At 49.0% G+C, this 12,450-nt stretch carries 12 protein-coding genes and 1 pseudogene; 2 read left to right on the top strand and 11 right to left on the bottom strand.

Translation table 11 applies throughout. The annotated features are described in order from the left end of the window. Positions 1–484 precede the first annotated feature (484 nt). Positions 485–1,354: pseudogene (locus B5D20_RS12730) on the top strand (IS256 family transposase); the annotation flags it as partial. 588 nt (positions 1,355–1,942) lie between these two features. On the opposite strand, the gene B5D20_RS12720 reads toward B5D20_RS12730, so the two are convergent. From B5D20_RS12720 to B5D20_RS12700, 5 genes are all read right to left on the bottom strand, one after another. Further along, positions 1,943–2,875, bottom strand: coding sequence for a hypothetical protein (locus B5D20_RS12720; RefSeq protein WP_078666593.1), 933 nt, complete (start codon positions 2,873–2,875; stop codon positions 1,943–1,945). Positions 2,876–2,905: 30 nt separating this feature from the next. Beyond that, a complete protein-coding gene (locus B5D20_RS12715; protein WP_078666592.1) occupies positions 2,906–3,583 on the bottom strand; it encodes an early set domain-containing protein in 678 nt (225 codons plus the stop codon). A 395-nt stretch (positions 3,584–3,978) separates the two neighbouring features. Further along, entirely contained in the window at positions 3,979–4,530 is a 552-nt protein-coding gene (locus B5D20_RS12710; protein WP_078666591.1) for an HDIG domain-containing metalloprotein, read from the bottom strand. Beyond that, positions 4,517–4,948 carry a PaaI family thioesterase gene (locus B5D20_RS12705; protein WP_078666590.1) on the bottom strand — a complete coding sequence of 144 codons (432 nt, stop codon included), beginning with the start codon at positions 4,946–4,948 and terminating at the stop codon, positions 4,517–4,519. The genes B5D20_RS12710 and B5D20_RS12705 overlap by 14 nt, the downstream gene beginning before the upstream one ends. After that, positions 4,923–5,696: an alpha/beta hydrolase gene (locus tag B5D20_RS12700; protein ID WP_159071801.1), complete on the bottom strand. Its 774-nt coding sequence runs from the start codon at positions 5,694–5,696 to the stop codon at positions 4,923–4,925. Before B5D20_RS12700 ends, B5D20_RS12705 begins: the two co-directional genes overlap by 26 nt. Positions 5,697–5,796: 100 nt before the next feature. Between B5D20_RS12700 and B5D20_RS12695 the strand changes: the two genes are divergently transcribed. Further along, positions 5,797–6,333 carry a nitroreductase family protein gene (locus B5D20_RS12695; RefSeq protein ID WP_078666588.1) on the top strand — a complete coding sequence of 179 codons (537 nt, stop codon included), beginning with the start codon at positions 5,797–5,799 and terminating at the stop codon, positions 6,331–6,333. 16 nt (positions 6,334–6,349) lie between these two features. Here the strand turns inward: B5D20_RS12695 and eno are convergent, their stop codons facing one another. The 6 genes from eno to B5D20_RS12665 form a co-directional block, all read right to left on the bottom strand. Continuing rightward, the gene (gene eno / locus B5D20_RS12690) at positions 6,350–7,636 is read right to left on the bottom strand and encodes a phosphopyruvate hydratase (RefSeq protein ID WP_078666587.1); all 1,287 of its coding nucleotides are present in this window, start codon (positions 7,634–7,636) and stop codon (positions 6,350–6,352) included. 14 nt (positions 7,637–7,650) lie between these two features. Further along, entirely contained in the window at positions 7,651–9,195 is a 1,545-nt protein-coding gene (gpmI, locus tag B5D20_RS12685; protein WP_078666586.1) for a 2,3-bisphosphoglycerate-independent phosphoglycerate mutase, read from the bottom strand. A 5-nt stretch (positions 9,196–9,200) separates the two neighbouring features. Next, entirely contained in the window at positions 9,201–9,950 is a 750-nt protein-coding gene (gene tpiA, locus B5D20_RS12680; protein ID WP_078666585.1) for a triose-phosphate isomerase, read from the bottom strand. 29 nt (positions 9,951–9,979) lie between these two features. Beyond that, positions 9,980–11,164, bottom strand: a complete 1,185-nt coding sequence (locus B5D20_RS12675; RefSeq protein WP_078666584.1) for a phosphoglycerate kinase — start codon at positions 11,162–11,164, stop codon at positions 9,980–9,982. A 44-nt stretch (positions 11,165–11,208) separates the two neighbouring features. Next, positions 11,209–12,216: a type I glyceraldehyde-3-phosphate dehydrogenase gene (gene gap / locus B5D20_RS12670; RefSeq protein WP_078666583.1), complete on the bottom strand. Its 1,008-nt coding sequence runs from the start codon at positions 12,214–12,216 to the stop codon at positions 11,209–11,211. A 20-nt stretch (positions 12,217–12,236) separates the two neighbouring features. Beyond that, positions 12,237–12,450: sugar-binding domain-containing protein (locus tag B5D20_RS12665; RefSeq protein WP_278308390.1), on the bottom strand; the 214-nt coding region annotated here is incomplete at its 5' end.

Here is a 12,450-nt window from a genome sequence, read left to right as displayed (position 1 = left end):
GGCCCTTCACCAGTTTGACGTCAATACTGGCTACTATGACCTCTGCTGACTTCTGCCGGTTCAGCCAGGCCTTACAACCTGGGTTATTGGCATTACCAACATCTCCGGCAGACCTCCCCGGGTAAAAGCGCTGTCTTTCCCTCCATCTACCCGCCACATTTACTCTCGGCAGCCTTCGGTAGCAAGGACTTCGCTTTGTTTGGCAAGCTCATCCAACTGCCGCTAGCCTCTTATGTGGTTTCTGTTCGTCGGGCCGGAGGTTTGCCGCCGACTTCCTTCAGATTCCACCTCACGGTGGACACCCTTGTCTTAAGCTACGGCTACTGCTACCTTCGCCGTTCGGGACTTCCACCCTATAGACAACGCCCATGCCGGGCGCACTAAAAAAAAGCGCCTATCGGCGCACTTGTTGGTAAGCTTAGCAATAAATGAGAATGTTTAGGGTTTTGTGTAAATGGTTAATAATACCAAGTACGCAAAATGAATATCCAATCGTGATATTGAGGACAATTTAAAAGAAATTTATGGTATAGAAGTTTCCCCTGCATTAATCAGCAAAATAACGGATAAAATATTACCTCAAATAACGGAATGACAATCCAGACCTCTTGAGCCAGTTTATCCAATCATATTTCTTGATGCCATCCATTTCAAAGTACGTCAGGATGGACGTATTATTAATAAAGCTGCATATACAGTTTTAGGAATTAACCTAAATGGTTTTAAAGTTGTACTCGGGATATGGATCGGTGAAAATGAAAGTGCTAGTTTTTGGTTGGGAGTTTTGAACGATCTTAAAAACCGCGGTGTACAAGATATTTTAATTATCGCAAAGGATAATTTATCCGGCTTTTCTGAGGCTATTGCGGCTGTATTTCCACAGACAGAAATACAACTATGTGTAATCCATCAAATTAGAAATTCCTTAAAATATGTTTCTTACAAAGATAGTAAAGCCTTGGTAACAGATCTTAAAACAATCTATAAAGCATTAACTCTTGAAGAAGCAGAGCTGAATTTTGAAAAATTCAAGGAAAAATGGGGAAGTAAATATCCATTAGTCATAAAATCCTGGGAAAGAAACTGGCTTGAGCTTACGGCATATTTTAGATACCCTGAAGAAATCCGCCGGCTCATATATACAACAAACATTGTTGAGGGCTACCACAGACAATTGCGTAAAATATGTAAAACCAAAACGGCTTATCCTACGGATGATGCTTTGCGCAAGATAATTTATCTTGCAACCCAGGAAATAAGCAAAAAATGGACAATGCCAATCAGAGACTGGGGTAGATGTATGTCACAATTAGTAATATATTTTGGTGATCGCTTATCTAGTAAACTGCAATAAGGATGCTTGGGGGCTCTGCCCCCAACTCCCCGGGGTTTTACGCTTTTGTTCTCCCAAGGAGGAAGAAAAAAGGGGGAAATCCCCCCTGGCAGAACCACTTCAGGCGCTCAGGTTGCTCCCCAGCAGAGCCCTATCCTCCTGAAATGTAAGAGCCGTTTATAGTATGCCCTCAATTACCAGGGAAAAACCATTTACACAAAACTATTTACATACCCCAATAAATCATACCTTAATAGAGTAGTACTCTCTTCAAGCATCTTTAATGATTAGTTTTTCTTATTTCTATTCATTATAATCTGCTTCATATTAGTATAGATTTTGTCCATGCCAACCAACCTACATAGAAATTGAAAGAAGTGAAGACCAAGTACAATAACTATGAGCAGCCCAATCATTAACCCCACGTATTGAACGAATCCTATAATACTGTTTATGAGATAGATAAATTTGAATATCCCTATGACGTATAATATAGAGAACATTATTAAGTACATCCTCATAAACTCATCAAAAATAAATAGTTTTTTTAATAAACTTTTTAAAGTTTTAAACGCCATAGTTTATATCCCTTTCTGGCTGAAGTATTTTTTAGTGTTTGCTTTTTTTGTCTTGTAAATAAATGTCAATATTGACATTTGCCCCAACTAAAAATTCTAGTAACCCGTCGGCAGAAAAAATATGATATGAATCATCCGACCGTCTATCAAGTATAGAGACTTCACCCATGGCACCTATTCCCGCCACATTTCCTCCTACATTAGCATACACATTTAAATTGCCAACCCTTAACTTTGCATGAAGATTTCCTTCTTTTAATGTAGCATAAGCACCCCCTCCAAGACTGCCCAGTGCAAGTCCTTTATCACTTTCTAGATAAAGTCCTCCTTTTACAACACCTGTATTTACATCTACACCTGCAGTAAATCCTAAGAAGTTTTTAGGATTGTCAAGGCTTATTATCTCTACACCTGTTTCCACAGTATAAGCTTCTCCTTTGACTCCACCAGGTCCTCCACTAAATCTAGATACCTGTGCCTTACCCAAATTTAGCTTAGCGTTACTAGGACCGTTTTTCATGTTATCAGTTCCTAATAATGTTTTTGAGGTTGCTTTGTCATCGACAAATTTTCCTGTCCCCAGATTTTTTTCGCCTAACTTCTTGGCTTCGGCTACCCTTAGTCCTCCCATGCCAGGTGAAGATTGTTTCGCTGCTCCTAAGAATTTAGTGGGGGAAGAAGAGTTGCTCGATATTTTCGATTCGGTTACCCTTAATCCTCCCATACCAGATGAAAATTGTTTTGCTGCCCCAGAGAATTTATGTGTAGATGAAATACTACTAGTAGAAGCCGCGCCTCCGGATTTGGTTAGTTGTACTATTGGAGTATGTTTCGTTGTTGTAGAAGATTTTTGAGTAGTTGAAGTAGAAGTTTTTTGAACTGTCGAAGTAGAAGTTTTGTTTGCTGCCGACTGTTGTGTTGACCTTGCTTTTCTCTCGGCGACCCTTAAGTCCCCCATACCCATTTTACCATACCTCCCATAATTTTTAATTTTTTACAGGGCTATAACTCTACCCTGTTGCAGTCGGTAGAAATAACTTCGTATATAGAATGGCAAACAACAAATTTCATTGCCATTTACTAAAACTACAAGATGCCATTTGCCTGGGATTAGCTGATTATTGGGATCAGTTGTGATCCAACCCGAAGCTTGAACTGCTTGTCCTTTGCCTGAAGGATTACCTGATACGATACAATCAGAAACGTATGCTATTTCCAACATAGGATTAACCCATACGAAACTAACTAGATGTATGCCCTTAACTTTAATGAAATCAATATTTATACCTATTTCTCCATCAGAATTGCTGAATTCCCTGTTGAGTCTAGGCAAACGTGACGTTCCGGCATACATGTCTATGTATTCAACTTCTATATTAGCAGAATCATAATTTAATTTTCTAACCTCGGAATTTTCGATTACAAGACTTGATATAGGTTTACCATTTTCTAGAACATAAGCAGGAAACGTTTGTGGGTCATTGACTCGAAAGCTGTTATTAATGAAAAAACAATAGTGATACAAGCCATCATCCAAGTTAATACTTTTTTCCCAATATCCATCGGAATCAATATCCATGGGAATATGCACCAGTTTTGTCCTCGAATCCCAAAATTCTAAAACTACACTATCCGCTATAGGAAAGTATATCTGAAACTCAACTAAGGCCATGTGAAGTTACCCCCCTAGCCAATAAAGTTCTGTGTAATATATTTATGGCTAGATAAAATAAAAATGCAGAGTTGAATTAAAGTGCTACCCATTTCCCCATCATTTACGTTATCTGGTGTACTTCTATTGCAGTTGGTAACTTCGCTTTTGCAGTCTACAGCAAGATGAATCTTTGATTTGCTTTAACAAGTGACTAAAAGTCGACAGCGATAGCGCCCGCATTGATATATGTTATTTTACCTTTTCTGTAAATATTTTGTCAATAATGTAATTTTAATCATGTGTTTACCTTGTGAAAATGTCACCTTTCCAAGCTTTCTTGCATTTACTCAATGAAAATCTGCCTCCTAAATACAGCACATAAAAAAAGACACCCTCGCCAGGGTGTCTTACCTCTACAATCCCAGTTCCTCACTATGTTCCTGCATCGCCTCTAACGCCAGCCCCAGGAACTCCTCCAGGCTCAGACCCAGTTCCGTACAGGCTTGAATCTGCTCCCGGTTGGCCCCGCGGGCAAAGGATTTTTCGTGAAAACGATTGACCAGAAAAGGCACATCCACTGCCGCCAGCTTCTTTTCCGGACGGATCAGGGCTCCGGCCACAATCAGGCCGGTGGTGGGGTCAACGCTGTAGAGGGCCTTATCCAGGCGGGACAGGCGGGGCAGGCCGTGGTATTCGTTATGTACCCGCACGGCATAGACCACTTCCTCCGGCAGCCCCAGTTCAGCCAGCAGGTCGGCTCCCACCTGACTGTGGCGGGCCGGGTCATCCTTGGTCTGGTCATAATCGATATCATGCAAGAGGCCAGCTAAGCCCCAGATTTTCTTATCTTCGCCAAAATGGCGGGCCAGGCGGCGCATGACGAATTCCGCTGCCAGGCAGTGCTTGCGCAAATTTGTGTTGGTTACATATTTCTCCATCAGCTGTACTGCTTCAATTCTGTCCATCAGTCAGTCCTCCTTCTTTGATTTGAATGAATTTGCCAGTGGCTGTGGCCGCCACTTGCTGGTCCTTGAGCAAAATCAGACTGGCTTCCATTTCAATCACCCGGCCCCGGCGGTTGACCACCCGGCCCCGAACCTGTAAAGGTTCATTGATGGGAACAGGCCGCCGAAATCTCACCGTCAACTCCGCCGTAGGTGCCGTCAGGCCTTGCTTCCAGAGGTAGCGGCCCATTACTTCATCAAGCAGGGTGCAGATAATCCCTCCGTGCATGATACCGGGATAGCCCTGATGGACCGGGCCCGGAGTGAAGGTAGTCACATACTCCTCCCCCTCTATCGTAAATTCCAGATGTAAACCCCGGGGATTTTGCTTGCCACAGGCAAAACACCAGTGGTCATATTCTCCTTGAAACTCCTTCATTGCTCTGTTCCTCCAAACTGTTAATAAAGGCGATGGCCGCTTCTGCCACCTGCTGGCGCTGCGGCCCTAAAGGCAAAAGGTGTCTGCCTCCTGGAAGGGACAACAACTTTTTTTCTCTGCTTCCCAGCTGGTGAAAGATGTATTCGGCACTAGCCGGGTCAACAGTCTCATCCGCATCACCCTGGATAAGCAAGACCGGTACTTGTACCAGGGGGAGTTGCTTGCGGGCAGTTCGAATAAATTCCAGTAAACTGACCAGAGCGGCCAGCGGTATGTGATCATAATTGAAATGAGTTAACAGGTAATGCCCATCTTCTTGCCTCTCTTTGGGAGCATAGCGTCTGACCCAGCGTAAATAAGGAGCCAGATAGGCTTTCTTGTTTTTGAGATAAATCGGGGCCGCCAGGCTGATCACTCCTACTACCGGCTGATAATGGGCCAGGTAGAGGCTGATCAACCCCCCCATCGATAACCCGGCCAGGTAGACCCGGTCGCACTTTTGCCTGAGCTCTACTACCGCTTTTTCCGCAGCAGCCACCCAGTCCCGCCAGCAGGTGCGGGCCAGCTCTTCCACATCAGTGCCATGGCCGGGTAACAGGGGCACCTGTACCGTCCAGCCCTGAGCCGCCAGGGCCCGGCCCAGGGGCTCCACTTCCCCCGGTGAACCGGTGAAGCCATGAATCAATACTATGCCGGTCCGGTTGCCCGGAAAAAAAAGCGGGGTGACCGGGCGTCCTGTTATCTGCATGCCTTCACCTCCAAGGGCATTTTTCTGACATTTTAGCATATTCCACCAGTAAAAAGCAATGTTATAATATAGTTATAAAAATTTGAAAGGAGTGGGTAAGATGCTGGAATTATTACAAAAGCGCCGCAGTATTCGCCGTTTTACCGACCAGCCGGTGGAGAAAGAAAAAATAGAAAAAATCCTGCAAGCGGCCCTGCTGGCGCCCTCCTCCCGCAGCCTGCGCCCCTGGGAATTCATTGTCATCCAGGATAAAAGTTTGTTGCAACAGCTGGCCAAAGCCAAGGCCCACAGTATTTCTTTTCTGGCTGAGGCACCACTGGGTATCGCTGTTATCGCCGATGAAAACAAATGCGATGTCTGGATCGAAGATGCCTCCATCGCTACCATCCTGATGCAATTGGCTGCCACCTCCCTGGGCCTGGGTTCCTGCTGGATTCAGATTCGCCTGCGGCAAACGGCAGCAGGGCAGTCCTCGGAGGAATATGTCAAGGAGGTTCTGCAGGTCCCGGCCCCTTACCGGGTCCTGGCCTTGCTGGCCATCGGCTATCCAGCCGAAACCAGGTCTCCAGCCAGCCTGGAGCAGCTGGCTTATGACAAAATCCACTATAACCAGTATAGCAAAAACCCCGTCCGCTAAGGACGGGGCTAATTGCTTATTTCAGGTTATAGAAGGTCTTTTTGCCGCGATAGATAGCCAGATTGCCCAGCTCTTCTTCAATGCGCAGCAGCTGGTTGTACTTCGCTACCCGGTCGGTGCGGGAAGGAGCACCGGTTTTGATTTGACCGGCATTAACAGCCACGGCAATATCAGCTATGGTGCTGTCTTCAGTTTCGCCGGAGCGGTGGGAGATGACATTGGTATAACCGGCCCGTTTGGCCATTTCAATGGCATCCAGGGTCTCGGTCAGAGTACCGATCTGGTTGACCTTGATCAGGATGGAGTTGGCTACCCCGCGCTCGATCCCCTTGCTCAGGCGCTCGGTATTGGTAACAAACAGGTCATCCCCTACCAGCTGGATTTTTTTGCCAAGTCTGGCAGTGAGCAGGGCCCAGCCTTCCCAGTCTTCTTCGGACATACCGTCTTCAATGGAGACGATGGGGTATCTGGACACCAGTTTTTCGTAATAGGCTACCATTTCCTCGGCAGTGTAGGATACTCCTTCGCCGGCCAGCACATATTTGCCATCTTTATACAGCTCAGTGGAAGCCACATCCAGGGCCAGGGCGATATCTTCTCCCGGCTTGTAACCGGCCTTTTCAATAGCTTCCATAATAACCTGCAGAGCCTCTTCGTTGGAAGAGAGGTTGGGAGCAAAGCCACCTTCATCACCAACGGCAGTATTCATCCCTTTGCCCTTCAACACAGTCTTCAGATTGTGGAAGACTTCAGCACCCATGCGCAGGGCTTCGGCAAAGGAATCGGCCCCCACCGGCATGATCATAAATTCCTGAATGTCCACATTATTATCCGCATGCTTGCCGCCATTGAGGATGTTCATCATGGGCACCGGCAATTCCTTGGCATTGGTGCCTCCTATGTATTGATACAGCGGCAGACCCAGGGATTTGGCAGCGGCCTTGGCTACCGCCAGGGAAACGCCCAGGATGGCATTGGCCCCCAGTTTGCCTTTATTGGGGGTACCATCCAGTTCCAGCAGGACCTTGTCGATTTCGGTCTGGAAAGTGGCATCCATGCCGATCAGCTGGGGAGCGATGATGGAATTGACATTATCCACCGCTTTTTGGACCCCTTTGCCCAGATAACGGCCTTTGTCCCCATCTCTCAGCTCAACAGCCTCAAATGCGCCGGTAGAGGCGCCTGAAGGTACAGCCGCCCGGCCCAGAGTGCCATCTTCCAGGTAGACATCTACTTCAACTGTGGGATTGCCACGGGAGTCCAGGATTTCCCGGGCATAAATATTTTCGATAATGGTTGACACAAAAAATCCCTCCCTTACTTGATCAACAGGGTTTGTCCTGTCATTTCTTCTGGCTGGGGAAAGCCCATGAGTTCCAGAATAGTAGGTGCCACATCAGCCAGCTTGCCGTCAGCGCGCAGTTTGGCCTCCTTATGTTCAGGAGAAACCAGAACAAAGGGCACCGGACTGGTGGTATGAGAAGTCAGGACATTGCCTTCATCATCCCGTTTGCAGTCCGCATTGCCATGGTCACCAGTGATGATGGCCACACCGCCCCGCTTGAGGATGGCAGGAACTACCTTAGCCAGACACTGATCCACTGCCTCTACGGCTTTAATGGTTGCTTCCATATCCCCCGTATGACCTACCATATCCGGATTAGCGTAATTGAGGATGATCACATCATATTTATCCTGTTCCAGTTCTTTCAGCAGTTCAGCGGTAACTTCAAAGGCGCTCATTTCCGGCTTCTGGTCATAGGTGGCCACTTTGGGTGAAGGTATGAGCAGGCGGTCTTCCCCGGGGTTGGGGATCTCTACCCCGCCATTAAAGAAAAACGTGACATGGGCATATTTCTCCGTTTCCGCAATGCGGAGCTGAGTTTTGCCATGGGCAGCCAGCACTTCCCCCAGGGTATTTTTCAAAGACTGGGGCGGGAAAGCCACCGGTGCCGGAATAGTGGCATCATATTCTGTCATGCAGACGAAATACACCGGGAAATAGCCTTGCCGCCGCTCAAAACCGCTGAACTCCTGGTCCACAAAAGCCCGGGTCAGCTGACGGGCCCGGTCAGGCCGGAAGTTGAAGAAAATCATGGTATCCCCGGCTTTAACAGTGGCTACCGGCTTACCTTCTGTTACAATCACTGCTGGCTTCACAAACTCATCGGTCTCACCGCGGTTATAGGCAGACTGAACTGCTTCCTCCGCCGAAGCAGCGGTAACACCTTCGCCATATACCATAGCGGCATAGGCTTTTTCCACCCGTTCCCAGCGCTTATCCCGGTCCATGGCATAGTAGCGGCCGCTGACGGTAGCGATTTTGCCTAACCCTATCGCTGATAGCTTTTGCTCCAGGGGCCTTATATATTCCAGGGCATTGGCGGGAGGCACATCCCGTCCATCCAGGAAAGCATGGATATAAACCCGCTCTACCCCCTCTGCTTTGGCCAGGTCCAGCAGGGCATAAAGATGTTCAATATGGCTGTGCACTCCTCCGTCGGAAACCAGTCCCAGCAGATGGACCGCTTTACCACTGTTTTTGGCTTTTTGCATGGCTTCCTTCAGCACTTCATTCTGGAAAAAGGTCTTTTCTTTAATAGCCAGGCTGATACGGGTAAATTCCTGGTAAACAATACGACCGGCCCCCATGTTCAGGTGCCCTACCTCGGAATTACCCATCTGACCCTGGGGCAGACCTACAGCCAGACCGGAAGCTTCCAGCGTGGTCCAGGGCCATTCCCGCAGCAACTGATGGAAATAGGGCAGGTTAGCCTGGGCAATGGCATTGCCCCGCTTTTCTTCCCGCCAGCCAAAACCATCCAGGATAATCAGGGCTAACGGTTGTTTGACAGGTTTCATTGCTTTTACCTCCTGACCAGGGCGATAAAGGAAACTGGATCCAGGCTGGCTCCTCCTACCAGAGCCCCGTCTATATTGGGCTGGGCTAAGAGACCAGCGATGTTGTCAGGCTTGACACTGCCCCCGTACTGAATCCGGACTCGTTCAGCGGCTTCAGCCCCAAACAGGTCATTGACCACACCGCGGATGTAGGCGATCACTTCCTCCGCATCAGCATCAGTAGCAGTGCGGCCAGTGCCGATGGCCCAGACCGGTTCATAGGCAATAACCAGACCGGCAACCTGTTCTGCAGTCAGACCGGCCAGCCCCAGACGGGTCTGTTGTTCCACCACCTGAAAAGTCTCGCCCGCTTCCCGCTGTTCCAGGGTTTCCCCCACACAGACAATGGGAACCAGGCCGTGTTTCAATGCTGCCTTGACTTTCTTGTTCACTGTCTCATCGGTTTCAGCAAAATATTGCCGCCGCTCGGAATGGCCTACTATCACATAGCTGACACCCAGTTCCTTTAACATCAGGGGAGAAATTTCCCCGGTATAGGCACCCTGTTCTTCCCAGAACAGGTCCTGGGCCCCAATACGAATAGGAGTGCCCTTCACCGCCTCGGCCAGGGAGGCCAGGGCGGTGAAGGGTGCACAGATGACCGTTTCCGCGGCGGTGGCACCGGCCAGCTCAGGCTTAATAGCTTCCACAAAAGCCAGGGCCTCAGCTACCGTTTTATGCATTTTCCAGTTCCCGGCGATAATTGGTTGCCGCAAACCGGGCCACCTCCATTCACGTATGAAATTTATTTATCCTGCAGTACTGCTACCCCAGGCAGGGTCTTGCCTTCCAGAAACTCCAGGGAAGCGCCGCCCCCGGTGGAAATGTGGGTCATTTTTTCGGCTACGCCCACTTTTTCTACTGCTGCTACCGAATCGCCACCACCGATGATGGTAGTGCCAGGGCATTCGGCCATGGCCTTTGCCACCGCTTCGGTGCCTCTGGCAAAGGCATCCATTTCAAAGACCCCCATAGGTCCATTCCAGACCACAGTTTTGGCCTGGCGAATTACTCCAGCGTACTTTTCAGCGGTAGCCGGGCCAATGTCCAGGGCCTGCCAGTCAGCAGGAATTTCCCCTACGGCTACTGTCTTATGTTCAGCATCGGGAGCGAAGGCGGCTGCTACTACTACATCCCGGGGCAGCAACAGTTCTATTCCTCGTTGCTGGGCTGTAGCCAGCAGTTCTTTTGCCAGCTGGACCTTATCCTCTTCCACCAGGGACTTACCCAGTTCATACCCCTGAGCCTTGAGGAAGGTGTTGGCCATGCCGCCACCGATGATCAGAGTATCCACTTTGGTGAGCAGATTCTGGATAACCCCGATTTTGTCTGACACCTTGGCCCCACCGATAATAGCCACAAAGGGCCGCTCCGGATTGGCCAGGGCCTTGCCCATGATGCTGATTTCCTTTTCCATCAGGAAACCGGCCACAGCCGGCAGGTACTGGGCCACACCGGCGGTGCTGGCATGGGCCCGGTGAGCAGCGCCAAAGGCATCATTGACGAATAGATCGGCTAAAGCCGCCAGTTTTTTCGCGAATTCAGGATCGTTTTTCTCTTCCTCAGCATGGAAGCGCACATTCTCCAGCAGCAGTGCCTGCCCGGGTGCCAGCGCAGCAACGGCAGCCTCGGCTTCCGGGCCAACACAGTCACTGGTTTTGGCCACTTCCTGGCCCAGCAGCTCACTTAAACGCTTGGCAACCTGGTCCAGACGGTATTTTTCATTAACCTGGCCTTTCGGCCGGCCAAAGTGGGAAGCCAGAATTACTTTGGCTCCCTGTTCCAGCAGGTATTTAATGGTGGGCAGTGCAGCCCTGATCCGGGTATCATCGGTAATTTGCCGGTTTTCATCCGTGGGGACATTAAAATCCACCCGAACCAGAACCCGTTTGCCCTTAACGTCCACATCGCGGATGGTCTTTTTTTCCACGCGGGCCCACCTCCCTGTTTTTTAACCCACTCTATATCTTACCATTACAGACCTTTGGAAGCAATATACAGAGCCAGATCCACTACCCGGCAGGAGTAACCCCATTCATTGTCATACCAGGATACAATCTTGGCCAGTTTTTTATCAATCACCATGGTGGAGAGGCCATCCACAATAGAAGAATTGGAATTGCCATTGAAATCCCTCGAAACCAGGGGCTCTTCGGTGTAGGCCAGAATGCCTTTCAATTCCCCTTCAGCTGCAGCTTTGAGAGCGGCATTGATTTCTTCCGCTGTTGCTTCGGTAGCCAGCTCACAGACCAGGTCAACTACAGAAACATTAGGAGTGGGAACCCGCATTGCGAAGCCATTCAGTTTGCCCTTCAGTTCCGGCAGAACCAGACCGACCGCTTTAGCTGCACCGGTAGTGGTAGGAATGATGGACATAGCAGCAGCCCGGGCCCGGCGCAAATCCTTATGAGGCAGGTCCAGAATTTGCTGGTCATTGGTATAGGAGTGTACTGTGGTCATCAAGCCCCGCACAATCCCGAACTTCTCGTGGATAACTTTGGCAAAGGGAGCCAGGCAGTTGGTGGTGCAGGAGGCATTGGAAACTACATGGTGGTTAGCTGGATCATATTTGTCCTGGTTAACCCCCATCACAATAGTGATATCCTCATTTTTGGCTGGAGCAGAAATGATGACTTTCTTAGCGCCAGCTTGCAGGTGTTTGGCAGCATCTTCCCGGTTGGTGAAACGACCGGTGGATTCCACCACAATATCCACCCCCAGATCGCCCCAGGGCAGATTGGCCGGGTCCTTTTCAGCATAAACCTTGATAGCCTTGTCATTAACGATGATCTCCCCGTCGCCAGCCTGTACTTCGGCATTGAGGATGCCATGCACAGAGTCATATTTCAGCAGATGAGCCAGGGTTTTAGCATCAGTCAGGTCATTGATGGCTACGATTTCGATTTCCGGCTTGTTGAGAGCGGCCCGGAAAACATTGCGGCCAATGCGGCCAAAACCGTTAATACCTACGCGTACTGTCATGATTCATCTCTCCTTTACTGCTAATTCTTTTTCCTTAATGTTTCCAGCATTGCCTGAGCGGCCCCTTCATCTGTCACCAGGTATTTTAGTACCCCGGTGGCAGCGACCGCCAGTATGGCTTGAGCTTTATGTTTACCACCTGCCACCGCCAGAGTGGAAGCAGGGGGTAATTCCTGAAGATTTAAGCCAATGTTGCGCGCCGAAAGCACTACCTTACCATCTTTGTCTACATAA

The sequence above is a fragment of the Carboxydocella sporoproducens DSM 16521 genome, from assembly GCF_900167165.1.
Lineage (GTDB): Bacteria > Bacillota.
This window is presented reverse-complemented; position numbering and strand designations above follow the sequence as displayed.

Bases quoted from the DNA above. Each gene is read 5' to 3' on its own strand.
- gap (WP_078666583.1), bottom strand. From the start codon at position 12,216: ATGACAGTACGCGTAGGTATTAACGGTTTTGGCCGCATTGGCCGCAAT.
- B5D20_RS12700 (WP_159071801.1), bottom strand. From the start codon at position 5,696: ATGCAGATAACAGGACGCCCGGTCACCCCGCTTTTTTTTCCGGGCAAC.
- B5D20_RS12710 (WP_078666591.1), bottom strand. From the start codon at position 4,530: ATGGACAGAATTGAAGCAGTACAGCTGATGGAGAAATATGTAACCAAC.
- B5D20_RS12715 (WP_078666592.1), bottom strand. From the start codon at position 3,583: ATGGCCTTAGTTGAGTTTCAGATATACTTTCCTATAGCGGATAGTGTA.
- B5D20_RS12695 (WP_078666588.1), top strand. From the start codon at position 5,797: ATGCTGGAATTATTACAAAAGCGCCGCAGTATTCGCCGTTTTACCGAC.
- gpmI (WP_078666586.1), bottom strand. From the start codon at position 9,195: ATGAAACCTGTCAAACAACCGTTAGCCCTGATTATCCTGGATGGTTTT.
- B5D20_RS12720 (WP_078666593.1), bottom strand. From the start codon at position 2,875: ATGGGTATGGGGGACTTAAGGGTCGCCGAGAGAAAAGCAAGGTCAACA.
- B5D20_RS12705 (WP_078666590.1), bottom strand. From the start codon at position 4,948: ATGAAGGAGTTTCAAGGAGAATATGACCACTGGTGTTTTGCCTGTGGC.